Origin of the sequence: Pseudomonas sp. SWI44, assembly GCF_002947915.1 — a bacterium.
Taxonomy (GTDB): Bacteria; Pseudomonadota; Gammaproteobacteria; order Pseudomonadales; family Pseudomonadaceae; genus Aquipseudomonas; species Aquipseudomonas taiwanensis.
This window is the reverse complement of record NZ_CP026674.1, coordinates 4,170,079-4,193,183: the sequence shown is the minus strand read 5'-3', so window position 1 is coordinate 4,193,183 and position 23,105 is coordinate 4,170,079. Positions and strand designations below refer to the sequence as shown.

19 protein-coding genes are annotated in these 23,105 nt (G+C 63.1%); all 19 read right to left on the bottom strand.

From position 1 onward, the window contains the following. Positions 1-37 precede the first annotated feature (37 nt). Entirely contained in the window at positions 38-391 is a 354-nt protein-coding gene (locus C4Q26_RS19725; RefSeq protein ID WP_023381537.1) for a flagellar protein FlaG, read from the bottom strand. A 70-nt stretch (positions 392-461) separates the two neighbouring features. Beyond that, on the bottom strand, positions 462-1,316 hold the full coding sequence (locus C4Q26_RS19720; protein WP_023381538.1) for a flagellin domain-containing protein: 855 nt from the start codon (positions 1,314-1,316) through the stop codon (positions 462-464). 217 nt (positions 1,317-1,533) lie between these two features. Beyond that, entirely contained in the window at positions 1,534-1,782 is a 249-nt protein-coding gene (locus C4Q26_RS19715) for a hypothetical protein (protein WP_104881400.1), read from the bottom strand. Next, a complete protein-coding gene (locus tag C4Q26_RS19710; protein WP_104881399.1) occupies positions 1,779-3,071 on the bottom strand; it encodes a motility associated factor glycosyltransferase family protein in 1,293 nt (430 codons plus the stop codon). The genes C4Q26_RS19715 and C4Q26_RS19710 overlap by 4 nt, the downstream gene beginning before the upstream one ends. A gap of 53 nt (positions 3,072-3,124) precedes the next feature. Beyond that, positions 3,125-4,069, bottom strand: a complete 945-nt coding sequence (locus C4Q26_RS19705; RefSeq protein ID WP_023381541.1) for a ketoacyl-ACP synthase III — start codon at positions 4,067-4,069, stop codon at positions 3,125-3,127. Between the two features lie 278 nt (positions 4,070-4,347). After that, positions 4,348-5,400, bottom strand: a complete 1,053-nt coding sequence (gene pseI / locus C4Q26_RS19700; protein ID WP_023381542.1) for a pseudaminic acid synthase — start codon at positions 5,398-5,400, stop codon at positions 4,348-4,350. 3 nt (positions 5,401-5,403) lie between these two features. Beyond that, the gene (gene pseG, locus C4Q26_RS19695; RefSeq protein ID WP_027908236.1) at positions 5,404-6,879 is read right to left on the bottom strand and encodes a UDP-2,4-diacetamido-2,4,6-trideoxy-beta-L-altropyranose hydrolase; all 1,476 of its coding nucleotides are present in this window, start codon (positions 6,877-6,879) and stop codon (positions 5,404-5,406) included. Then, the gene (gene pseF, locus C4Q26_RS19690) at positions 6,876-7,601 is read right to left on the bottom strand and encodes a pseudaminic acid cytidylyltransferase (protein ID WP_023381544.1); all 726 of its coding nucleotides are present in this window, start codon (positions 7,599-7,601) and stop codon (positions 6,876-6,878) included. The genes pseG and pseF overlap by 4 nt, the downstream gene beginning before the upstream one ends. Beyond that, the gene (pseC, locus tag C4Q26_RS19685) at positions 7,594-8,775 is read right to left on the bottom strand and encodes a UDP-4-amino-4,6-dideoxy-N-acetyl-beta-L-altrosamine transaminase (RefSeq protein ID WP_023381545.1); all 1,182 of its coding nucleotides are present in this window, start codon (positions 8,773-8,775) and stop codon (positions 7,594-7,596) included. The genes pseF and pseC overlap by 8 nt, the downstream gene beginning before the upstream one ends. Then, complete coding sequence (pseB, locus tag C4Q26_RS19680) at positions 8,772-9,773, bottom strand: UDP-N-acetylglucosamine 4,6-dehydratase (inverting) (RefSeq protein WP_023381546.1); 1,002 nt, start codon at positions 9,771-9,773, stop codon at positions 8,772-8,774. Before pseB ends, pseC begins: the two co-directional genes overlap by 4 nt. Positions 9,774-9,919: 146 nt before the next feature. Continuing rightward, positions 9,920-12,823 carry a TIGR00180 family glycosyltransferase gene (locus C4Q26_RS19675; RefSeq protein WP_104883416.1) on the bottom strand — a complete coding sequence of 968 codons (2,904 nt, stop codon included), beginning with the start codon at positions 12,821-12,823 and terminating at the stop codon, positions 9,920-9,922. Positions 12,824-12,877: 54 nt separating this feature from the next. Further along, positions 12,878-13,612 (bottom strand): cephalosporin hydroxylase family protein, encoded by a 735-nt coding sequence (locus tag C4Q26_RS19670; protein ID WP_023381548.1) that lies wholly within the window; start codon positions 13,610-13,612, stop codon positions 12,878-12,880. A gap of 6 nt (positions 13,613-13,618) precedes the next feature. Then, the gene (locus tag C4Q26_RS19665; protein WP_027908233.1) at positions 13,619-14,704 is read right to left on the bottom strand and encodes a class I SAM-dependent methyltransferase; all 1,086 of its coding nucleotides are present in this window, start codon (positions 14,702-14,704) and stop codon (positions 13,619-13,621) included. Continuing rightward, entirely contained in the window at positions 14,694-15,551 is an 858-nt protein-coding gene (locus tag C4Q26_RS19660) for an NAD(P)-dependent oxidoreductase (RefSeq protein WP_051376138.1), read from the bottom strand. Before C4Q26_RS19660 ends, C4Q26_RS19665 begins: the two co-directional genes overlap by 11 nt. 5 nt (positions 15,552-15,556) lie before the next feature. Beyond that, positions 15,557-16,780, bottom strand: coding sequence for a class I SAM-dependent methyltransferase (locus C4Q26_RS19655; RefSeq protein WP_027908231.1), 1,224 nt, complete (start codon positions 16,778-16,780; stop codon positions 15,557-15,559). Next, on the bottom strand, positions 16,777-17,337 hold the full coding sequence (locus tag C4Q26_RS19650) for a dTDP-4-dehydrorhamnose 3,5-epimerase family protein (protein ID WP_023381552.1): 561 nt from the start codon (positions 17,335-17,337) through the stop codon (positions 16,777-16,779). The genes C4Q26_RS19655 and C4Q26_RS19650 overlap by 4 nt, the downstream gene beginning before the upstream one ends. Beyond that, entirely contained in the window at positions 17,334-18,416 is a 1,083-nt protein-coding gene (gene rfbG, locus C4Q26_RS19645; RefSeq protein WP_023381553.1) for a CDP-glucose 4,6-dehydratase, read from the bottom strand. The genes C4Q26_RS19650 and rfbG overlap by 4 nt, the downstream gene beginning before the upstream one ends. Continuing rightward, positions 18,398-19,171 carry a glucose-1-phosphate cytidylyltransferase gene (rfbF, locus tag C4Q26_RS19640; RefSeq protein WP_023381554.1) on the bottom strand — a complete coding sequence of 258 codons (774 nt, stop codon included), beginning with the start codon at positions 19,169-19,171 and terminating at the stop codon, positions 18,398-18,400. Before rfbF ends, rfbG begins: the two co-directional genes overlap by 19 nt. Positions 19,172-19,487: 316 nt before the next feature. Continuing rightward, complete coding sequence (locus C4Q26_RS19635; protein ID WP_104883415.1) at positions 19,488-23,069, bottom strand: glycosyltransferase; 3,582 nt, start codon at positions 23,067-23,069, stop codon at positions 19,488-19,490. Positions 23,070-23,105 lie beyond the last annotated feature (36 nt).

Below are 23,105 nucleotides of genomic sequence, written 5' to 3'. Positions count from 1 at the left end.
CAGTATCGGTGCAAAAATTCAAATGACCTGCCAGCCTTCAGGCTTTCTCATCGAAGAGCAGACTGTTGACGTCGTGCAAGCTCCGAGCCAGTTCCAGTGCAGTTTCCGATGGGATCTGACGAATCACCTCGCCACTGTCGCGGGCGACAACCTTGACGACCCACGTACCGGTGGAATCATCCACCGAAAATTCCAGGTTGCGCTGCAACGACTGGACAAAATCCTGTATTTCCTTCACAGCCGAATGCAACTCGGCCTCGCTCTTGGGAGCGTCTTCTTGCGATGTCTTGCGAACCTGCCCGTAGGCTTTCTCGGCCGCATCATCCTTGTGGGTATTGCCGGCCAGCGGCGACACCGGATACGACGGGCTCGACTTGACGCTTATGTCCATCGCACTTCACCTCTAAAAGTAAAAAGCGAGAGAGTGCCCAGGCACTCCCTCGCCAAACTTCATCGCGCTATTACTGAAGCAGTTTCAGTACGGCGGACGGCAGCTGGTTGGCCTGAGCCAGAACTGCGGTCGAAGCTTGCTGCAGGGTTTGCTGCTTGGTCAGCTGAGCGGTTTCTGCGGCGAAGTCGGTGTCCTGAACACGGCCCATGGCGGCAGCCGAGTTCTCGTTCATGCTTTGCAGGTTGTTGATGGTGGACTGGAAGCGGTTCTGGATAGCACCCAGGTCCGACTTCTTGTTGTCAACGGTTTGCAGAGCGGCGTCGATCGCGGTGATGGCGGCGTCAACCGAGGTGTGAACAGCGGAGTCGGAAGTACCCGAGATCGCCAGGGTGCCGGTGCCGACAGCCAGGGTCGATGCAGCGAACGAGGAGGTCATCGAAACGCTCAGGATCTGGCTGGTACCAGTCATTGCGCCGACCTGGAACTCCATGGTGCCAGCGGTGCCGTTCAGCAGTTGCTTGCTGGTACCGAAGGTGGTGGAGGTGGCGATACGAGTGATCTCGTCGGACTTGGCAGCGAACTCTTTGTTCAGAGCAGCGCGTTCAGTGGTGCCGTTGGAGTCGTTACGTGCCTGCAGAGCCAGCTCACGCATACGCTGCAGGATGTTGGTGATTTCCGACAGCGCGCCTTCAGCGGTCTGAGTGATCGAGTTACCGTCGTTGGCGTTCTTGATGGCAACGGTGGTACCGGTAACCATGGTCTGCAGCTTGTTGGCGATCTGCTGACCAGCGGCGTCGTCCTTGGCGCTGTTGATACGCAGGCCGGAAGACAGACGGGTCATCGAGGTGCTCAGAGCGTCGGAAGCTTTGTTCAGGTTCTTCTGCACGCCCAGCGAAGTGGTGTTGGTGTTTACGGTTAATGCCATGACGAATTCCTCGTTGGATGGATACTACGGCTTCCGGCCCTGGCATCCGCCGGGTGTGGCCTAGAGAACCTTCGTAATGGTTATCGTCGGGTTTGCAAGTTGCTTTAGCGGTTTTCCAAAAAAAAATGCCATCACCGCGCCACCCCTTGCAAATCGGGCCTTTCAGCCCCGCACTCCGGCATCCCGCTCACCAGCCCCCTGTGAACCACGTCACATTTCAGCGCGAGGCGCCCTGCTCGATCAGGTGCACCAGCTCGTATTCGAGGTAATCAGCCAGCGCCAACCAGTCCTGGCGCTGCTGCGCATCGAGCATGGCCTGCAGAACCACCGCCCCCGCCTCAGCGTCGACCTGCGCCAGCACTGCATCGAACAACTCGACCATGCGCACCGCCCCCTCCACATCCCGCCCGAGACGCAACAACGCGGCACACTCACGGGCCGCCCCCACCTGATTGGCAGCAGTCATGGACAGAACTCCGGGTCGAAGGTGGTGCCGGCGATGTGCGCGCCGGCCCGGCTGGTATTGTGGAACCGCACCTGAGGATGGCGCGCGATGAATCGCTCCAGCTCGATCAGGTAGCCACGGAAGTTCAGCTGGGTGCGTACCCGCTGACCATGGCCATCGAGCACCCAATGCTGCGCAGCCGCAAGAGACGGACCGAGCACGCCGTCGTCCCAGCCGGTATGGGTGCGGTTACCCGGGAAGGCGAAATCGGCGCCGAACAAAGTAATGCACGCCGCCCCCATTTTCACCGCCAGGTCCGTTGCCGGGTGAATCACGCTGCCGCCGACGAACAACTCGGCGCGCGGTATCTCTTGTCGCACCTGGGCATACAGCGCGCTGGCGGAATAGCCGGCGTAGCGCGGCCCGCGCCAGTTGCCCAGCAACTCGACGTCCAGCATCGGCATGTACACCAGTGCGGTTGTCGCCGAGTCGTCCGGCGGCAAGTGGTGCAAGCGGATCTTGTGATCGACACTGACCACGATGTCAGGCTGGATGCCGGCCCGCAGCAGCGGCAGGTAGGCAGTGTCGACACAGATGAACAGTGGCCGCTCAGCCTGGGCACGCACCCGCGCCAGGGCTGGCAGGTGCCCAGCCAGGGACGGCCCAGTGGCGATCACATAGCAGTCTCGTCCGGCCTGGGTGCCGAACAGGCCGGCCACATCAGGGTCCTGACGCAGCAACGGCAAACTGTCTTCGAGCAGCTTCTGCAAGCGCGGGTCAGCCGCATCGAAGGCGCGATTGTTGTCCGCCAGGTGCGCCTCACTGATCAGCCGGTCGCGAATCTTCGCGTTGAAGTCATCGGCCAGCACACGCTCGGATGGCAAAGCGAAGAATGGCAGGGCAATTTCCGCACTGTCACCGGCGTAAGCCAGTTCGACCCGAGGGTCTGCCAGCCAGTCGGACTGATCGAGCAGTTGCAGCACCAGCTTGAACAAGGCGCCATTGAGCAGGTACACCTGCAGCCGGACCAGCTCCGGCCGCTCCAGCAGCACGCGCTGCAGGTCACCCAGACCGGTACCGTAGAGATGGAGGATGGCACTGTCGACCGGCAAGCTCGCCGCCTGCAGACGTGCTTCGGCGAGCCGGTCGTGCCGACTGGTGAGCTGAACGCCGGACACGCTCAAGGTCGAGCCCAGGCCCTCCACCAGTTCGACTTCGAGCGCGCCGTCCGCCTCCCCTTGCAAGCGCTCGAACAGCGCTGGCCAGCGGGCCTGCAGCACTTCAGCATTACGCTGGAAAAACTCGCTCATGGGTTGAGCTTCCCTTACCTGCGAAACGCCGAAGAGTAACCTACTGGCAGCGCTTATTCAGCCTTGTAGAGAATCGCCGAACCCCACGACAGGCCGACGCCGAAGCCGCTGATGGCAACGCGCTTCCAGGTGCTGTCGAACATGTGCTTCTGCAACAGCAGCGGAACGCTCGAGGACACGGTGTTGCCGGTCTCGAGCATGTCCTTGATGAACTTGTCGGCCTGGGACTTCTCGGGATCTTCCTCGAAGCGTCGCGCCACGGCATCGACGATCGCAGCGCTGCCCTGGTGAATGCAGAAAGCGTCGATGTCGCTGTTCTCCAGACCTGACTCGCCCAGCAGTTCATGCAGGTGCGCCGGCACCTTGATCAAAGCGAAGTTGAAGACCTGACGACCATTCATGTAGAACTCGCCATCGGTGACCTTCAGGTGCGGCGCGCCGCCACCGTCGGTGCCGAACTTCGCCTTGCCCAGCTGCCAGGTGGCGCTCTCGCCCATCCAGGTAGCGGTGGCGGCATCGCCGAACAGCATGGTGGTGTTGCGATCTTCCGGGTTGACGATCTTCGAGTACGGGTCGGCGGTCACCAACAGGCCGTTCTTCAGGCCTGCGGCCTCCATGAAGCCTTTGAGCGCATAGATGCCATAGACGTAGCCCGAGCAGCCCAGGGAGATGTCGAAGGCCGCGACATGGGTCGGCAAGCCGAGCTTGTGCTGGACGATGGCCGCCGTGTGGGGCAGGCCTTCCTCGTCACCGTTCTGGGTGACGACGATCAGCGCGTCGATCGACTCGCGCTTGAGTTGCGGATTGGCGGCGAACAGGTTGTTGACCGCTTCGACGCACAGATCGGAGGTTTCCTGTTCATCGTCCTTGCGGGGCAGGAAGCTCGCGCCGATCTTGCCGAACATGAACGCTTCGTCCTTGCCGAATTTAGCGCCTTGTACATAGTTGTCCAGGCCGGCAGCGGGCACATAGCTCGCGATGCTTTTAATGCCGATCATCATGGCTTCCCAATAAATAACAGCTCAATACCACCGTCCGCATGACTCGAACGGCGCCTGAAAACGGGATCCACCACCCGGTGGACTGGGCGGCAGGCGGGGCAGGCGTGCAACAAATGCAGGCCTGGCCCATTAACGGTTACAGAGAGAGATGCCCGCTCTGACCGATAGGTCACGAATATTTCAAGACAATCGCATATTTTGCCAGGACTCGTCACCTCGACGATGAGGTGAGGCGCGTCCGGTGCAAGGCAAACCAGTCGCAGTGAGGGCGGACCTCAGTCGAGCAGCGACCAGTCCAGCGCGGTGCCCCGCTTGAGGGGTTGCCGGGCCTTGCGCCCGAGCACCGCATCGAGATGGCCAGGCGCCAGCCCGAGACCCGGACGGATGGCCCGGACATTGCTGCGATCGAACACCTCGCCAGCGGCCATGTCGCGCACCACGTACAGCGAACGCCGGAATCGCCGCGAAGCTTCCTCGGCCGCTGTCGCGCCATAGTGCACCCGCCCAAGCGACTGCCAGGCACGTTCGGTTTCCAGCACCAGCGCCGCCATTTCCCGAGGCTCCAGGGAAAACGCCGCGTCCACACCGCCGTCGGCACGGTCGAGGGTAAAGTGCTTCTCCACCACCGTAGCCCCCAGCGCCACCGCCGCCACCGCCACGCCGACGCCCATGGAGTGGTCCGACAAACCAACCTGGCAGCCGAACAGCTCGCGCATGTGTGGGATGGTCAGCACGTTGCTGTTCTGCGGGCTAGCCGGATAGGTACTGGTGCATTTGAGCAATACCAGGTCACGGCAGCCCGCCTCTCGCGCCACCTGCACGGTGCGCTCGAGCTCCGCCAGGCTGGCCATGCCTGTGGAGATGATCATCGGTTTGCCGGTGGCCGCCACCTTGCGGATCAGCGGCAGGTCAGTGTTCTCGAAGCTGGCGATCTTGTAGGCCGGTACCTCGAGGCCTTCCAGAAAATCCACCGAGGTTTCGTCGAACGGCGTGGAGAAGACCAGCAATCCCAGTTCACGAGCGCGCTCGAAGATCGGCCGGTGCCACTCCCAGGGGGTATGGGCCTTTTCGTACAGCGCATAGAGCGAAGAGCCATCCCACAGGCTGTTCGGGTCGGCGATGAAGAACTCGCCATGGGCCAGGTCCAGGGTCATGGTGTCGGCAGTGTAGGTCTGCAGTTTCAGCGCATGGGCACCCGCCGCCGCCGCCGCCTCGACGATCTCCAGCGCGCGCGCCAGCGACTGATTGTGATTGCCGCTCATTTCCGCGATCACCAGCGGCGGCTGGTCCAGACCGACACAACGGTGCCCGATAGTGAAACTGTTCATGGGTTACTCCTGGAAAACCCGCTCGAACGCGCAGGGAGACTGCACGTAGCCAGCATCGATGAATAATTGCAATGATGCCTGATTGTCGGGCAACACCTGAGCGTCTATCGCCTTCAAGTCTGGCCACCGTTCACGCACGAAAGCCTCGCCACGGGCGAGCAGCGCCCTGCCCCAGCCCAGGCCGAAACGCCCTGCGAACAGGTACAGCGATACCCGCGCGCGTCGCCCCGGCAAGCGGTCGTAGCGCACACTTCCCACTGGCCCGTCGGCAGCCTCTGCGATCAACAGCAGGCGTTGCGGATCGGCCAGCGTCGCGGCCAGCCAGGCCTGATGCCCTGGCCAATCCAATGCCTGTCCCTGCTGCGAACGGCGCCGCACCTCGGGGGCGTTGCGCCCGTCGAACAACACCCGAGCATCTTCGATCCGGCCCTGACGCAACACCAGCCCCTCACCCAGCAAGGCCACAGCCATTCGCTGCGCCCCCCGCCCATCGACCAATGCGCGACTGCGTTCAGCGAAGCTCTGGCGCAGGGCCTGATTATCCAGCAGTAAGCCAATCGCTTGACGCAGCGCCGGCACATCGACGTGCGCGGCGTCGCCCAGATACAAGTGCATGCCCGCCCGAGCCATCGCCTGTGCATTGGCTCGCTGATTGTCCGCCACGCTCACGCACAGGCTCGGCAAGCCCAACGCGGCGCGCTCCCAGGTCGTACCACCACCGGCGCCGATGAATACGTCCGACGCGGCCATCCGCGCCGGCAGATCGTCGACGTAGGCGTGCAGCTCCCAACCGGGGCGCATGCTGCACAGCTGGGCAAGCATCCCGCGCTGCGGGTGCCCGAGCCCGGCGATACACGTCACTTGCACGTCTTCGATGCAGGACAGCGCCTGCAAGGTCTTGGGCAGCATACCCGCCACATCGAATCCGCCGAAGCTGACCAACACTCGCCGGGCCTGGGGCGCGATCGTAATCGCCGGCTGCTGCAAGGCTGGCCGTACCAGTGCGTACCGTGGCCCCAGCAAACGTCGGCAGGTCGGTGTCAACAAGGGAGCGTAAAGCGCCTCGCTAGCGTTGAAATTCTGATCCAGCAGCAGGTCGGCCACGTGGGCGCGGTCGGCCAGGTCGTCGATCACCGCGACGCGCTGGGCCACTACCCGGGCAGCCTGCTCCCAGCGCGCATCCAGGGCATAGTGGTCGACAACCACCCAATCGAATCCAGCGCGCTCCGGCAACACCTCGCGCAGCGCGGCGATATCCGCCGCCCAAGGCTCGACGCCAGGCTGTTGCGGAGGCTGCTCCCAGGCAAAGACCTCGAAGCCTTCCTGTTCAATGGCCTCCCGCCGATGACCGTCGAGCAGGCAGCAGGCAAAACTGACCTGCGCTCCCCGCTCACGCAGGGCGTTGGCCAAGGTCAGGCAACGTGCTATGTGACCGACACCCATCGTCGAGGAGGCGTCCGCCCTCACCAGCACCCTCATGGGGCCAGCTCCCCGCCGGCCTTCAGCGCCGCATAGAGGTATTGCGCGCGCAGCCAGTCATCCTCGGTATCGATGTCTTGAACCAGATGCCGCGGAATGATCACCGGCAAGCTGCGCTCGGAATACAGCACCTCGTGCCGCAACCAGGCATCCACACGCCCCCAGTAGAACTGTCCGGCATCCTGGTAAGCCGGCGTCAGGTCCTGCGATCGGGTTTCACGGAACTGCGGGTACAACGGCACCAGCGCCCCCTGATCGTCCAGGGTCAGCGCCCGTTGGACGGGAAAGCCGAAATTGCATACTGAAAAGGCGAAGGAGCGCTCGGGGTGCTGCCGCAGCAATGCCAGCCCCTCTTGCAGGTAGCGCTGCTGCACGAAAGGTGCGGTGGCGTAGATGCAACACGCATGGGTCAGGACGTGCCCCTGGCTTGCCAGGGTCTGTAGGGCATGGCTGACCACGGCATGGGTAGTCGCATGGTCGTCGGCCAGGGAAGCCGGCCGCCGAAACGGCACCTGTGCGCCAAATTCCCGTGCCACCGCTTCGATTTCCGGATCGTCGGTACTGACCACTACTTGTTCGAACAGGCCACTGGACAGTGCTGCCCGGATCGAGTGGGCAATGATCGGCAACCCGGCGAAGGTCTTGAGGTTCTTGCGCGGGATCCGCTTGCTGCCACCGCGAGCGGGAATGATCGCGACATTACCTTGCGGACGCTCAGTCATACGCATTGGCCCTGGACGCGTCAAGCAGCCTGTACAGGCTGTCGACCACATGGTCCTGCTGAGCGTCGGTCAGGTCCGGGTACATCGGCAGGCTAAGGGCCTCCGCGTAATAGCGTTCGGCCTGCGGGAAGTCCCCCAGGCTGAAACCCAAATCGCGGTAATACGGCTGCAAGTGAATGGGGATGTAATGCAGGTTGACCCCAACCCCCGCGGCCCGCATGCCCTCGAACACCGCTCGATGCGAACACTGCAGACGATCACTCTTCAGACGAATCACGAACAGGTGCCAGGCGGACTCGGCTTCCGCCTGGGGCGCCTGGACAGTCACCGGCAAGTGCGCCAGCAGACGCTGATAGCGAGACGCCAGCTCGCGGCGACGGGCAAGGAACGCATCGAGTCGCGTCAGCTGGGAAAGCCCCAGAGCGGCTTGTAGGTCGGTAATGCGGTAATTGAACCCCAGCTCCAGTTGCTGGTAGTACCAACTGCCGTGGCTCTCCTCGGTCATCTGGCTGGCGTCACGGGTGATCCCATGGCTGCGCAGCAAGCGCAAGCGCTGGCCCAGGTCGGCTCGATTGGTAAGGACCATGCCGCCTTCGGCCGTGGTGATGATCTTCACCGGGTGAAAACTGAACACCGTCATGTCGGCAAATTCGCCGCAGCCAACCGGCGCCCCCGCATAGCGCGCACCGACTGCATGGGCCGCATCCTCGATCAGGGTGAAACCATACTGCCGGGCCAGCGCCGCGATCGCACGCATGTCGGCGCTTTGCCCGGCGAACGCCACCGCGACCACGACCTTGGGCAAGCGCCGTTCCCGGGCAGCCTGCTCGAGCTTGACCGCCAGTGCTCCGGCATCGATCGTCCAGGTGTACGGATCGATGTCGACGAAGTCGACGCTGGCCCCGCAATAGCGACCACAGTTCGCCGACGCGACGAAACTGATGGGGCTGGTCCACAAATAGTCACCGTCTCCCAGACCTGCGGCGAGACAGGCCAGGTGCAAGCCGGCGGTGGCGTTGCACACCGCCACCGCGTAGCCCGCAGCACAGCGCTGCGCGATAGCCTGCTCGAAGCGCTCGATCAGCGGGCCTTGGGTCAGCCAGTCGGACTGCAGCACCTCGACGACCGCGGCAACGTCCGCCTGGTCGATGTTCTGCCGGCCATAGGGAATCATGCTGGCAACCCGGCATGCAGGTCGGTCAGTTGCTCCACGGTCAGGAAAGCGGGGTTGGTGTCGGAGCGATACTCGAAGTCTTCGGCAACCCAGCGACCGGTTTCACCGACGCGGTCGACAGCGAAATCGACATCCATATGGTTGAAGCGAATCGACGGCACGATGGTGAAATGATCGCCAAATTCGAGGGTCATCCGCGCATCGTCCAAGGGGATCATCAATTCGTGCAGCTTCTCGCCCGGACGGATGCCAACCACATTCTGCGGCAGGTGCCCGGCCATGCCGCTGGCCAGGTCGACGATGCGAATGGAGGGAATCTTGGGCACGAACACTTCGCCGCCGTGCATGCGGGCAAAGCTGTCGAGCACGAATTGCACGCCATGGTCCAGGGTGATCCAGAAACGCGTCATGCGAGGGTCGGTGATCGGCAGCTCGCGGGCGCCCTCCTCGATCAAACGCTTGAAGAACGGCACCACCGAGCCCCGCGAGCCGGCGACGTTGCCGTAGCGAACCACCGCGAAACGGGTGTCCTGCTGCCCAGCGAAATTGTTGGCGGCCACGAACAGTTTGTCCGACAGCAGCTTGGTCGCGCCATACAGGTTGATAGGGCTAGCGGCCTTGTCGGTGGACAGCGCGACGACTTTCTGAACACCGTTCTCAATCGCGGCGGCGATGATGTTCTCGGCACCATTGACGTTGGTACGGATGCACTCGGTGGGGTTGTACTCGGCAGCAGGTACATGCTTGAGCGCCGCGGCATGAACGACATAGTCGATGCCGCGCATGGCCTGACGCACACGCTCGGCATCGCGCACATCGCCCAGGAAGTAACGCATGCACGGCGCATTGAAGCGCTGCTGCATCTCGTACTGCTTCAGTTCGTCCCGGGAGAACACCACGACGCGTCGCGGCCGGTAACGCTCAAGCAGCCGTTCGATGAAGCGACGCCCGAACGAACCGGTTCCCCCGGAAATGAAAATGGACTTGTCGTCGAACATACCTGGATCCTAGGTTGGGCGCCCTCGTCTGACGAGGTCACCCGGTTGCAGTGTCAGGCCAGGCGCACAGCATACATATTTCTGACTCGCGCCCCCTATGATCCAGCCCGAAGCAAGATGCAGGCCAGCCCCATGGGGGCGCGAGATCAGCCGACCAAGCCAGCCCAGTCCAGCGCCGCCTTATCCAGGGCAAGGTCCGTGCCTTGGATACCACCCTGCCATTGCGCCGACCATTTGGCGCGCAAGGCCGCCAGTGCCACCTCATCCTCTACGAGCGTGCCTGGGTGGATCACCTGGACCTGCGGTGTCCACACCGTCAGCAGGCCGGCTGCGGCGGCTTTCAGACACAGGTCGACATCACCGTGAGCGTGGGCGAAGACCGCCTCGTCCAGGCCTTCCAGGGCGCGGAAGACTTCGCTACGAATCATCAGGCAGCTCGCCGAGACTGCCGGACAGTTCTGCTCGACCGACAGCCGGTTCAGGTAGCCACCGGCCTCTGCGGACTCGCCGGCGAAGGCTGGCACAACCCTACCTTCAGCCTCCAGCCGCAGGCCGGCCTGGCTGAGCTTGCCAGAAGCATCGAGCAATTTGCCGCCGACCACGCCCACTTCCGGACGCTGCGCCTGGTTCAGCAGGGCCTCGATCCAGTTGGCGTTTACCACCTCGGCATCGGCCGCCAGCAGCACCAGGTACTCGCCCTTGGCCTCGGCACAGGCCGCATTGCACAGGGCGGCGGGGCTCAGGCGCTCGGCACTTTGCAGCACGCGCACCTTGCCACCGCCTTGCTGAAGCTGCGCCAGCCAATCCAGCAACCCTGGCGATTGGCTGGCGTTGTCGGCGATCAGCACTTCGTAACGCAGGTACCGGGTACGCTGCAGGATGCTTTCCAGGCAACGCTGGAGCTCGGCAAAGTTGTCCTGGCTCTGCAGCACGATGCTCACCAGCGGTCGCTCGATGTGACGGTAATCGATACGCAGGGTACCCACGCTCGGAGTGCTGACCTGGGCCTTGTAGCCACGGGTCGCCAGATGCCGGACCAGAGTCTGGCGCGCATGTTCGTTGTCGCTGGCATTCGGCACCGGGGTGATCAGCAGTGGCTCGTCGAGGTGGGCCAGGCCATTGAGGCCGCCCTGCTCGATCAAGCGCAACAGCAGGTCGAACTCCAGGGCGTCTCGGTACTGGTTGTCAAAGCCACCGGCTTCCACCAACGCTTCGCGGCGCAGCAACCAGTGACGCGCCATCAGCGCAGGATTTGTCTGCAGCAGGTCAAGGTTGACCCCAGGGCGCCGCAGTTCACGCCAGGCTCCATTGGCCTGTTGCTGGATCTCGTCCACCGCGACAGCACGGCAATCCGGCGCGTTCAATAGTTCGAGGCTCGCGCGCAAGAGGCCAGTGGCGGTGAAACGATCACCAGCCTCGGCCAGCAGCAGCCATTCGCAGGCGGTCTGTCGGGCGATCTGGTTGATCCGCTCGACATAGTCTTCACGGCTGACCTTGATGAAATGCAGGGTGTTGTGCAGCGAGGTGACCATCGGTGGTTCGCCGGTGGTGAACACCATGATCCGGAATGCGTTGCTCAAGCCCCCCAGCAAGCTGTCGAAGGTTTCCTGCAGCCTGGACATATCGTTTTCCAGGTCCAGCAGCAGAATGCCGAACTGCGGCCCGCCCTGGTGCAGCGCCAAATGCTCGTTGATTGCGCTCAGCGCCGCTGCGTCGGGCTTGCGCGCCTCCAGCCAATCGAGCAGGCGCCCCGAGCGCATGTTGCCAAGCAACTCTCGCCCTGACTGCTCCGACACCTGCAAAAGACGCATCAGCCAGGCCGCGAACAGCTCCGCCTCTTCGACCTCACCGGACGCTCGCAGCTGCTCGACCAGTCTCTGAATGACCTTGCGGTTAAATCCGTTGCACTCCAGCGCCTGCCACAAGCGCCCCTTGAGGGTGGCCTGGGTATCGCCGTCCTGCACTTGGAGCAGATATTCCTGACGCAACAACAAGCCCTCGAGCTGCTCCAATTGCAGACGCCCGGCAGGCATGGCGTGAACCAGGAATTCCAGCTCGGTCAGGCGATCGAAGAACGCCTGGTTGTAAAAAGGCATCTCCACATATTGCGATGGCAGGAAGCTACGCACTGGCGGCTTCAGCGGATCGGCCCAGCTGGAGGTCCACACCTTTTCCAAAGTCAGCGCCCGGCGCTGGAACAGGCTCTGGGCCATGGCCGCGAAGCTGTCCAGGGCATGCTGGCGCAACGCCTCGCGGCTCAGTCCTTCAATGGCCGTCGGCAGACCGGCGAGGAAGTCGGCGAATGCTTCACGCCCAGCCACCGACTTGGCGTCGGTGAAACTGAGCACGTGGATCACTTCGGTCTTGTGCTCGGAGCTGCCGTAGTTGGCCTCGCGCACGGCATAGGGAACCGGCAGGATCCGCGCCTTGGCGTTGGCCAGCAAGAAGTACACATGACCGATCTCCTGCCATTCGAAGCTGGTGCCCTCGGGCAGCAGTTCGAACCAGCGGCGCAGCAGCTCGGTGCGGGTAACGGCAAAGAACGGCGGAATGAACTCGTCCATGTAGTCCATCACCCGCTGTTCCGCACGCGGGTGGCCGTAGTCCTCGCTGACCTTCTTGTCCCGGCGGAAGTAATTGATGCGGGTGGCCTCTGCCAGGTACATCATGCTGTAGCCATGGCACATCCCGTAGTCCGGGTTGGCGTCGAGAAAATCCAGCGATTGGTTCAGGCCGTCCTGTAGCAGGAAGTCGTCGTCGGCGGCGAAGGCCATGTAAGGCGTGCGTACCAGGCTCACGCCATGGGTCAGCTTGGCCTGGAAGCCCAGGTACGAGTACTGCGGCAGGTGCAGGTACTCGACACCCGGGAACTGTGCAGCGATAGCCGCGGCAGACTCGGTAGAGGAATCGAGCACGAGGATCGAGCACGGATAGCTGCTGTAGTACTGCAACGTGCGGTGCAGGAATACCGGACGGTTGTGGGTCATCAGCACCAGTGTGAATCGCTCGCGCAGCGTGGCTGCCTGGTCTGCTGCGAAATTGCCTTGCATAGTCTTCACCACCATTGGCGTTGCCGCCGAAGAAATCGAACCCTGTTGAATGTCTCAGCGAACCCGGCGCAGGTAGCCGTCCGGCGCCACGGTCACCAACAGCTTGTTCTGCAGCTGATAGTCGATCTCGAAGCTGTCGTTGCCCTTGAGGTATTCCCAGACCGCGGTCTTGGGGTTATCACCGTGGCCCCATGGGCGATCGGGGAAGAAATCGGCCGGCATGTCCTCGACCACGGTGTCCATCACCACGCAGTAGCTGCCCACGGCCACCAGTGGCGCGTACAGCTCAAGCTCCTTGAGCACGTGTTCGTGGGTGTGGTTGGAGTCGAGCACCAGGATCACCTTCTTGCCTTCGGCAATGGCCTTGACCTGCTCGGCGATGGCAGCATCGATGCTGGACCCTTCGATCATGCGCACGCGCTTGCTCATCGGGTGCGCCTCGATAGCCTCGCGGTTGTGCGGGCGGATGTCGATGTCGATGCCCAGCACCTCACCGTGGCCCTGCAGTTCCAGCAGCGAGGCGTAGTAGAGAATCGAACCACCGTGGGCGATACCGCATTCGATGATCAGGTCAGGCTTCACCTGCCAGACAATCTCCTGCATCGCCATCATGTCCTGGGGCAACTGGATGATGGGCCGGCCCATCCACGAAAAGTGGTAGCTGTACTTGTGCGCGGCAGACTTGTTAAAGAAGTCGCGGGACAGCTGCTGCAGCTCCTTGTCTTCACCCTGGGCGGCAATTTGCGCGTTGCATTCGGCTTCGAAGGCTTGGATAGGCGTGTCGGTCATTGTGCTTCACTCGGTTGGCAGGTCAGTGAAATCGGCGCTGTCGACGGCGTGATAGACGAAACGATCGTCGGTCATGCGGCGGATTTCTTCGAGGTAGTTGGAATTCATCACGAACAGCTGCGCGCCCTGCGGCAGGGCCGCGAGCGCCTCCTGCGGCGAGGACACCCGCGCCCCGCTCAGGGGCAGATAGCGGCCTTGCTTGGCCGGGTTGATGTCGATCACCCAGTCCACCGGCGCGCCGGCGCGCTGCAGGAACAGCGAATAGATCACGCCCTTGGACGAGGCGCCCCAGATCGCCGAGCCACGCTGGCCATCGCGCTGCACGATGTGCACGGCGCGCTCCAGGCTGGCGCTGAAGTCGGCAGGCAGCGTCAGCCTGGGCACCGGTTCTAGATCGGTACGCAGGCTGGCAAGGTCGGCCACGATGTACAGGTACTGGCCGTCGAACAGGTGGCCGGCTTCGGCGACGGTACCGAACAGACGGCGCAGATCGCTTAGGCGGAAATAGTTGACGTGCTCGTAGAACAGGTCGAACCAGGCCTTGTGCTCGATGATCCAGTCCAGGCACGGCACTTCGATGTAGATCTGTCCCGCCCCGCCATTGGCCTCGGCAATCGCCACGAGGAAGGACACTGGGTCTTCGATGTGTTCGAGCACATGGCGCAGCACGATGGCGTCGGCCGAGCGGTTCAGCTCACGGGTGAACGGGGCCTTGACCACGTCCGGGTTGTCACCTTCGTAGGCTGGGTCAATGCCGGTGACGGCATAGCCGCGTTCGCGCAGCAACTCCAGGAACCAGCCCTTGCCGCAACCGACTTCGATCAGGCTCTGGCCCTTGAAGTAGCGGGCGATGACGCCTTCCACGTCGTCCAGGTGGCGCTGGAAACGCGCCGAGTGAGCCTGCTCGTTCTGGTAGTCACTGTCGTAGCTGAGCCGGTCTGCCTCGAAGGCGTCGTTATAGACCAAACCCGTACGGCTGTCCTGCACGAGGCGCATGTCGGCACTGGCCGAGGCGCGTGCCGACTCGGCATCGGCGAAGGTGCGGTTCTGCAGCACCGGCAGGCCAGTGGCGCGGTACAACTCATGCTTCATCACAAGCTCCCAGCTGGGCCCGCAACCGACGGGCATCGCCCCAGAACGCCATCGGTTCGTGGGCCGGATAAGGGTAGTGCCCCAGGTTCAGCGCCATGTGTGCACCACGGCGGGCGATATGGGTCTCGACCAGCGTGCGAACCGATATCGGCTGACCACTACAGCAATTGACCACACCGCTGAAATCACCCTGGCCAAGCAACTCGGCCATGTAGCCGACGGCGGTCTCGATGGGCAGGAAATCACGCAACTGCTCACCGCCCGACATATCGAAGCGCGCCAGCCCGTCATCGATGGCCCGGTCCAGCGCCGCCAGCAGGCTGCTGGGGTTCTGCCCTTCGCCGAACAGGTAGAACAGCCGAACCCACTGCAAAGCGAAGGGCTGCTGCCGGGCCAGGCTTTCCAGGAACAGGCGCAGGCTGTGCTTGGCCAGCCCGTAGGGGTTGGCCGGCTGGCACGGCAGCGACTCATGCAGCGCACCGTTTTGCAGGCCGTATTCAAAACAGGTACCCGTGACCTGGACCCGGGCAACCCCGCGCTGAACCACGCGCTGGATAAAGCCATAGTCAGCCATCAGGTTGTGCTCGAAGTGAAACAACCCCTGGTAATTAGGCAACCCAGGCCAAGCCAGGTGCACCAATGCGTCGACACCGTCGCACAGCGCGTCGATCGGCAGTTGCGGGTCATGGATATCGGCGCTGACGAACTCGACTTGGTCGAACCACGCCATCGTCCGGGCGATTTCCGGTCTGCGCGCGACGGCGCGCACCTGATGCCCGCGAGCCAGAAGTGCACTGACCAGATGCCGGCCAACGAAACCGGTGGCCCCTGTGACAAGCACGTTCAAGGCACTCACAGGATGGTCAGCTCCGGCACGGCGATGACAAACCGCCCACCCCATTCATGGACTTGCGCCTGCTGCTCGCTGATCTCCTTGAGCAGGTTCCAGGGCAGTACCAGCACGTAATCGGGCTGTTCGATGGCCAGGCGCTCAGGGGCAACCACTGGAATCCGACTACCTGGCAGGAACTTGCCCTGCTTGTGCGGGTTGGCGTCGGCGACCCAGGCCAGCAGATCAGGCTTGACCCCGGCGTAGTTGAACAAGGTATTGCCCTTGGCAGCTGCGCCATAGCCGACCACGCGCTTGCCTTCGGCCTTGGCCTGCAGCAGGAAGCGCAACAGCTGGTGCTTGATGCGTTCGGCCGCAGGCGCCAGGGTGCTGTAGAACGCCGCCGTACTCACACCCACACCCGCCTCGATGCCGAGCAGGTCATCGACGCTGGGCTGGCGCACCTGCGGGCCACCAGCGCGCTGCGCGAACACGCGCAGCGAACCGCCATGGGTGGGCAGTTCGCTGACATCGAAGATCTCCAGGCCGTTGCGCGCGCACAAGGTATTCACCGCGGTCAGCGACAGGTACGAATAGTGCTCGTGGTACAGGGTGTCGAACTGATGCTCGGCCATCAGGCAGAGCAGGTGTGGAAACTCGAAAGTGGCCACGCCGCCTGGCTTGAGCAGGGTGGCGAAACCGCTCAGGAAATCGTTGATGTCCGGCACATGGGCCAACACGTTGTTGGCTGCCATGAGGTCGGCCGACCAGCCTTCCTTGACCAGCTCGCGGGCGGCTTGCTGACCGAAGAACACTTCACGGATCTCCAGCCCCTTGTCGCGTGCTGCCTGGGCAGTGCTGCGGGTGGGTTCCACACCCAGGCAAGGAATGCCGCGCTCGGCCACATATTGCAGCAGATAACCATCGTTGGCGGCGATTTCCACTACACGGCTGTGCGTGGTCAGCCCAAAGCGCTCGACCATCTGCCCCACGTAGTCGCGGGCATGAGCCAGCCAGGAGCTCGAATAGGAGCTGAAATAGGCGTAGTCGGCATCGAACAATGCATCGGCGCGTGTGTAATCCTCGGTCTGCACCAGCCAGCACTGCTCGCACACCGCCACTTTCAACGGCACCCAGGCCTCGGCCGCGGCCAACTGCTCGGCGCGCAGGTAGGCATTGGACGGCGGCGCGGTGCCAAGGTCGATCAGGGGCAGGCTCAGGCAGGTACCACAGCCACGGCAGTTCATGGACATACTCCGGTGAACGATGGGGTCAGCCAGGGGTGCTCGGCATCCCTGGCTGACAGATTCTTGACAGGCAGCGGCCAGGCGATGGCCAGTTTCGGATCGTGCACCGACAACCCGCCTTCGCGGCCCGGCGCATAGTCGGCGCTGTGCAGGTAAAGCAGTTCGGCTTCCTCGCTCAGCACCTGGAAGCCATGGGCAAAGCCCGCTGGGATCAACAGGCTGCGGCCATCGCCGGCACGCAGGTGCTCGGCGTGCCACTGCAGGAAGGTGGGCGAACCCTGGCGCAGGTCCACGGCCACGTCCCAGACTTCACCGCGCAGGCAGGTGATCAGTTTGGCTTCCGGGGTATCGCCAAGCTGGTAGTGGAGGCCACGTACGCTGCCCTGACCGAGGGTGTGCGAGTGGTTGATCTGACGCACCTGGAACGGTGTGCCCAGCTCGCCCAGGCTGGTTTCGCAGAACAGCCTGGCGAACTGGCCACGCGCGTCGCCATGACGCTTGTGCTGGACGCTGAACAGGCCGTCGAGGGGCAAGGCTTGCAGTCGCAGATCAGTCACGACAGCTCCGCATACAGGTTCAGCTGGTCGAGGGTGAAGGCACGCATGTTTTCGCCGCGCTGCCAGGCAAGGTGCCAGTCGAGGGTGTGACCGAGGCACTCGCGCAACGTCCAGCGCGTGCGCCACCCCAGCACCTGGCGGGCGCGGGAGCTGTCCAGGCGCAGCAGGCCGGCCTCGTGCAGCTCGCTCGGCTCCACCTGCAGCCCAGGCGCTTCGGGCCATTGGCGGGCAAGGTAATTGACCACTTCGCCAACGCTGCACATGTCCTGCTCGCCTGGCCCGAAGTTCCAGGCGCCAGCATAGGCCGGGCCTTCCTGGTACAGGCGCTCGGCCAGAAGCAGGTAGCCGGCCAGTGGCTCCAGCGCGTGCTGCCAGGGGCGCACGGCGTGGGGATAGCGCAGGGTTACCGGCTCACCTGCTGACCAAGCCTTCAGCACATCGGGGACCAAGCGGTCGGCGGCGAAATCGCCACCGCCCAACACGTTACCGGCGCGGGCGGTCGCCAGGGCCAGGCCGTGTTCGGCGTGCTTGGCCGCCGGGAAGAACGAGGCGGCATAGGATTGTGCCAGCAGCTCGCAGCAGGCTTTGCTGCTGCTGTAGGGGTCGTGCCCGCCGAGGGCTTCGTTCTCGCGGTACGGCCACGGCCATTCCTGGTTGGCGTAGACCTTGTCGGTGGTCACCAGCACGCAGGCGCGCACTCCACCAACCTGGCGCACGGCTTCCAGCAGGTTGAGGGTGCCCATGACATTGCTGGAATAGGTGCCCAGCGGGTCCCGGTAGGCTTCGCGCACCAGCGGCTGCGCCGCCAGATGCAGGACGATTTCAGGCTGCACTTCGGCCACGACTTCAAGCAACGCCGCCAAGTCACGCAGGTCGCCGCGCACATCAGTGATATCGCTGCCGACCCGGGCCAACTCGAACAGACTGGGTTCGCTGCCAGGGTCCAGGGCGAAACCCGTGACCTGCGCGCCCAGCTCACGCAGCCAGAGCGCAAGCCAACTGCCCTTGAAGCCGGTGTGACCGGTCAGCAGGACACGCTTGCCCTGCCAGAACGCTGGGTTCAGGCCCACTGTTTCCATGGTGCCTCCCCGTTCTGCCAGAGGTGTTCCAAGTGGTTCTTGTCGCGCAACGTATCCATCGGATGCCAAAAGCCATCGTGCTGGAAGGCGTGCAACTGCGACTCGGCAGCCAGCCGCGCGAGCGGTTCGGATTCCCAGGAGGTCTGGTCATCGGCGATGTAGCCAAGCACCTTGGGCGAGAGCACGAAGAAGCCACCGTTGATCCAGCCGCCGTCGCCACGGGGCTTCTCGACGAAACCGCTGACCCGGTCGCCATCGCGCGCCAGTGCACCATAGCGTCCTGGGGGCTGTACGGCGGTGACGGTGGCCAGCTTGCCGTGGGCCAGGTGGAAATCGACCAGGGCGCCGATATTCAGGTCCGAGACGCCGTCACCATAGGTGAAGCAGAACGCTTCTTCGCCCTCCAGGTAGCGCGCTGCGCGGCGCAGGCGACCACCGGTCATGGTCTCCTCACCGGTGTCGACCAGGGTGACCCGCCATGGCTCGCTGTAGTTCTGGTGTACGTCCATGCGGTTGGCGCGCATGTCGAAGGTGACGTCCGAGGTGTGCAGGAAGTAGTTGGCGAAGAAATCCTTGATCGCGTACCCCTTGTAGCCCAGGCAGATCACGAAATCGTGGATGCCGTGGGCCGAGTACTGCTTCATGATGTGCCAGAGAATTGGCTTTCCACCGATCTCGATCATGGGCTTTGGCTTGAGGTGGGACTCTTCGCTGATACGCGTGCCCAGTCCACCCGCCAGAATTACCGCCTTCATGTAGTCCCCTCTTGTTCGTCACCGGCCATGGGTCGTGTGGCTGCACGATTTATGGCGATATGACGGGGGACTTGCAGGAAACGCGCCAAATGGCGTCTTTCACCCTAGGCTCTGTGTGGAAAGTCTTGAGACGAAGCCCAGGCAAGGCGAAAACAGCCGAGGAAGCGGAGTTTACGGGTTGTAAATGAGCATTCCGAGGCTGTCTTCAACGCAGCATCACCGAGTATCTAGGCTTTTCGTACAGAGCCTAACCTGCGCAGATGGCGAGCTGTTCGCAGACGCCACGCCATCCGCGAACAGCCCTGGAAAGCCTCGATCAGCCTGGCATCCACCCGCTGTACCAATGCTGCACATGCTCTTCACGCAGCACATAGTCACGCAGCACTTCCTGCTTCAGTCGGTCACCCATGCGGAAACTCTCGTCCGGGTCGGCCAGGTGCATGCGAATCGCCTCCAGCCACTCCGCCGTGCTGTTGGTCTTGATTCGCGTGCACGGCAGGTAGCCTTCGTAGGCGCGGGTGTCGGTGACGATCACCGGGTACCCACAGGCGCCGTACTCAAGCAGGCGCAGGTTGCTCTTGCAGTCGTTGAAAATGTGGTACTCCAACGGCGCCAGGGCCAGGTCCAGGTTCAGGCTGGCGAGCTTGGCCGGGTACAGCTCCAGCGGTACCGGCGGATGGAACTCGCTGATGTACGGCCGCAACGCGGGCGGACACATGCCGAAGAACACCCAGTCGACCTCGTTCGCCAAGGTCTTGACCACATCGGCAATCACCTCCAGGTCACCTGTGTGGCTGGTGCCACCACCCCAACCTACCCGCGGCTTGCGCGAGGTGCGACGGTGGCTGCGCAAGCCGGTCCAGAGCTGCTCGGCAAGCATGTTCGGCATCACCCGGATATCACTGTGGGTGTCATGCAGCGCATCCGCCAGGGCCTGGGTCGACACCACGAGGCGGTCACAACGCTCGATACCTCGACGCAGCGATCTTTCCAGATCCTTGGGCGTGTGCTTGAGGTGACCATTCTTCTTCGGCACGTTGATCACGTAGTCGTCCAGTTCATAGATGCAGAAGCCCTTGGAGAAGGTCTTGAGCCGTTCGATTTCCTTGACGAAACCTTCCGTGTAACGCCCTTGCAGAATCGCGACATCTGGCGAGCAGCGCTCCAACTCGACGTTGGTCGGGATCTCGAAATACTGCTGCTGGGTGACCCAGCCGGCCTTCTCCAGCTCTACCACCGGCTGGATTACCCGATAATGCCCAACCGCCGTCTTGTTCATCGGCAAGGCCAGCACATGGGGCAATGGGCGACCGACGAAGGGCGTCCAGGCCGCCTTGAGGCCCGGGTCCAGGCAGAAGCTCGAACCATTGAGTGACAGGTTGATGTTGTAGGCCGGGTCGCGCGCCACGACCGGCATCCAGGCGCGGAAGAAGGCATCATGCTGTTCCGCCAGCCGAGCCTGGCGCTCAGCTTCGCGCTGCGGGTCGACCGCCGCCGCTGGCGGAGGGTCGAGCACCAGCCGGGCATCCGGCGCCCAGACCACCAGGTACCCAGCCTTGCCCAACCGCAGCCCCAGGTCGACATCGCTGAACGCCAGGTCGAAGACGCTGTCGTCGAGCCCTCCCAGTTCGATAAAGAGCTGCTTGCGCACCAGCAGGCAATCGGCGCCGACAACTGAATAATTCTGCGCCACCTGCAAGCGCTGCATGTAACCGCCCGCCTCCATCGGCTCACCGACGAATGGCGAACCCACCGCTCCACGCAGGCCAAGCACGCCACCGGCATGGACGACAAGGCCGTGGCCATTGCACAACTTGGCACCCACCGCGCCGACTTCATGGCGCTGCCCGTGACTGAGCAACGCATCGAGCCAGTCTGGCTCGGTGGCAACGACGAACGGACTCAACATCAGCAGGTAGTCGCCACGGGCATGTTGCGCGGCCAGGTTCTGCACAGTCGCGAAGCTGGTTTCCTCTTCCAGCTTCAGCACCCGTAACTTGTCGCCGCCCATCTGCTGCAGGGCTGCCAGCCAGGCATGGGTGTCGGCGCCCTGGCTGGCATTATCGACGATCAGCACTTCGTAGTGGCTGTAGGCGGTCTTCTCCAGCATGCTTTCCAGGCAACGCTCGAGCGCTGGCAATTGATCCCGGGCACTGATCACCAGGCTCACCAATGGCTGCGTGGCATGCAGGTAACGCACATGGTTGATTGCCCCGCCGTCATTCTGCAACCGATAGGCCACGCCCAAACGCTTGAGGTGCGCATCGAGCAGGCGAGGATTTTCCTCGATCACGTCCGTCGAGGACAACCAGGCGGCATAGCTCAACGTGGTTTCAGCCAGGACTTCGGGAATGTGCTCGATGGTCTGCGGGCCACGGCTTTCCACCAGGCGCCAGAGCAAATCGTGGGGCGCCAGCTCGCGGTAACCCGCGGCAAAACCACCCAGCGTTCGAATGGCCTCACGGGAGTACGCCAGCATGCGACCGGTGTAGGGGTAGCCGCGCATCAGGTCGAGGTTGAAGTCGGGCTTGAATACAGGTTCCGCTGAGACCCCCTCCCGAAGACTACCCTCATCGCCGTAGCAGCAGGCCATTTGTGGACGAGCGACGATCCGTTCGGCCAGCAGCATCAGACTGAACGCATTGAGCCGATCACCGGCGCGCAGCAGGTAGATCCAGTCCACGCCCTCCAGCTGGTCGACCAGGCCGTTCAACTGCTCGGCCCAATCAGCCTGCAACAGCTGGCCGATCACCCGGCCATCCTGCAGTACCGCCGTAGGCGCGCTGGACAGAACCAGGGTGGTATCGGCGCCATAGGACTGATGCGCGATACTGTCCAGGGTCACTTGCAGGGCCTGGGCATCGCCCTCGCGGTCGATCACCACCGGCACGATGCGCGGGCGCGTCGGCCAGTGCTCGCTCAGGCGCATCAGCCGCGCCAGCACCAGAGGGTCCTGGCGGCAGGCCAACCATTTGCCATAAAGCTCGGCAAAACTGTCGCTGTCACTGCCGACATGGGACTCGTGAATTGCCTGAAGACAGCGCAAGGTGTGGACCAGGAACAGGTTTTCCCAGGTACGCTGACCAGCACGTTCGTCCGGGTGCAGGATCTGCACCCGGACCCAACCGGAGAACGGCTCGCGCTCGGCGGTGCGTGCCGCGAACATGTCACGCAGGTGCTGCGCTTCCTGAACAGCCGCGGCCTTCACATGATCCTGGCGACGCAGCTGGTCGGGATGAACCCGCTCCACACAATGTACCCCGGCGGTGACGCCCAGGTGCCCTCGGCGCAGCAGGCACACGAACAGGACGAAGTCGAGCAGGGCCACGAAGCCCGGTGCCAGCGCCGGCAGCAGTTCGCGCAGATCACTGGCGCGCAGCAGCACGCTGCTCAGTCCGCCGATGAAATTGAGTTGACGGGTCTCGAAGAAATCCAGCAGGTCGTCGCCATTGAACAGGGTATCGCCAAAGGTAACCGGGCTGGTCTCCAGACGCTGCGGCAAGATGTGATCTTCGGCATCCACCAGATAACGTCTGGCCGCGACCAGACTGACATCGTCATGAGCTTCGAACAGGCGTACCTGGTTGGACACGCAATCGGCCATCAGGCGGTCATCGTCACAGAGGAACTTGATGTACTGCCCCTGACTTTGCTCTAGCCCAAGCTGCAGGTTCCCGGCAAAACCCAGTGGCTGCCGGTTGCGTACATAGACCAGCGGGTGACGCGCCAGGCTGCGCAACTCCTCGACCACCGCCTCGATCTGCGCCCCACGGCTGTCGTCGCAGACAATGACCTCGAGGTTGTCGTAGTCCTGAGCCAAGGCACTGACCAAGGCCGCTCGGAAGTAAACAGGATTGCAGGCAGGGATGACGAGGCTGACTAGAGGGACTGGGTTCACGGGGGAATCTCTCGACCGATGACTGCCCGCAGGGAA

What these genes read in the sequence shown, in the direction of transcription:
- C4Q26_RS19725 (WP_023381537.1), bottom strand. Translation starts at nt 391, where the DNA reads ATGGACATAAGCGTCAAGTCGAGCCCGTCGTATCCGGTGTCGCCGCTG.
- C4Q26_RS19720 (WP_023381538.1), bottom strand. Translation starts at nt 1,316, where the DNA reads ATGGCATTAACCGTAAACACCAACACCACTTCGCTGGGCGTGCAGAAG.
- C4Q26_RS19715 (WP_104881400.1), bottom strand. Translation starts at nt 1,782, where the DNA reads ATGACTGCTGCCAATCAGGTGGGGGCGGCCCGTGAGTGTGCCGCGTTG.
- C4Q26_RS19710 (WP_104881399.1), bottom strand. Translation starts at nt 3,071, where the DNA reads ATGAGCGAGTTTTTCCAGCGTAATGCTGAAGTGCTGCAGGCCCGCTGG.
- C4Q26_RS19705 (WP_023381541.1), bottom strand. Translation starts at nt 4,069, where the DNA reads ATGATCGGCATTAAAAGCATCGCGAGCTATGTGCCCGCTGCCGGCCTG.
- pseI (WP_023381542.1), bottom strand. Translation starts at nt 5,400, where the DNA reads ATGAACAGTTTCACTATCGGGCACCGTTGTGTCGGTCTGGACCAGCCG.
- pseG (WP_027908236.1), bottom strand. Translation starts at nt 6,879, where the DNA reads ATGAGGGTGCTGGTGAGGGCGGACGCCTCCTCGACGATGGGTGTCGGT.
- pseF (WP_023381544.1), bottom strand. Translation starts at nt 7,601, where the DNA reads ATGACTGAGCGTCCGCAAGGTAATGTCGCGATCATTCCCGCTCGCGGT.
- pseC (WP_023381545.1), bottom strand. Translation starts at nt 8,775, where the DNA reads ATGATTCCCTATGGCCGGCAGAACATCGACCAGGCGGACGTTGCCGCG.
- pseB (WP_023381546.1), bottom strand. Translation starts at nt 9,773, where the DNA reads ATGTTCGACGACAAGTCCATTTTCATTTCCGGGGGAACCGGTTCGTTC.
- C4Q26_RS19675 (WP_104883416.1), bottom strand. Translation starts at nt 12,823, where the DNA reads ATGCAAGGCAATTTCGCAGCAGACCAGGCAGCCACGCTGCGCGAGCGA.
- C4Q26_RS19670 (WP_023381548.1), bottom strand. Translation starts at nt 13,612, where the DNA reads ATGACCGACACGCCTATCCAAGCCTTCGAAGCCGAATGCAACGCGCAA.
- C4Q26_RS19665 (WP_027908233.1), bottom strand. Translation starts at nt 14,704, where the DNA reads ATGAAGCATGAGTTGTACCGCGCCACTGGCCTGCCGGTGCTGCAGAAC.
- C4Q26_RS19655 (WP_027908231.1), bottom strand. Translation starts at nt 16,780, where the DNA reads ATGAACTGCCGTGGCTGTGGTACCTGCCTGAGCCTGCCCCTGATCGAC.
- rfbG (WP_023381553.1), bottom strand. Translation starts at nt 18,416, where the DNA reads ATGGAAACAGTGGGCCTGAACCCAGCGTTCTGGCAGGGCAAGCGTGTC.
- rfbF (WP_023381554.1), bottom strand. Translation starts at nt 19,171, where the DNA reads ATGAAGGCGGTAATTCTGGCGGGTGGACTGGGCACGCGTATCAGCGAA.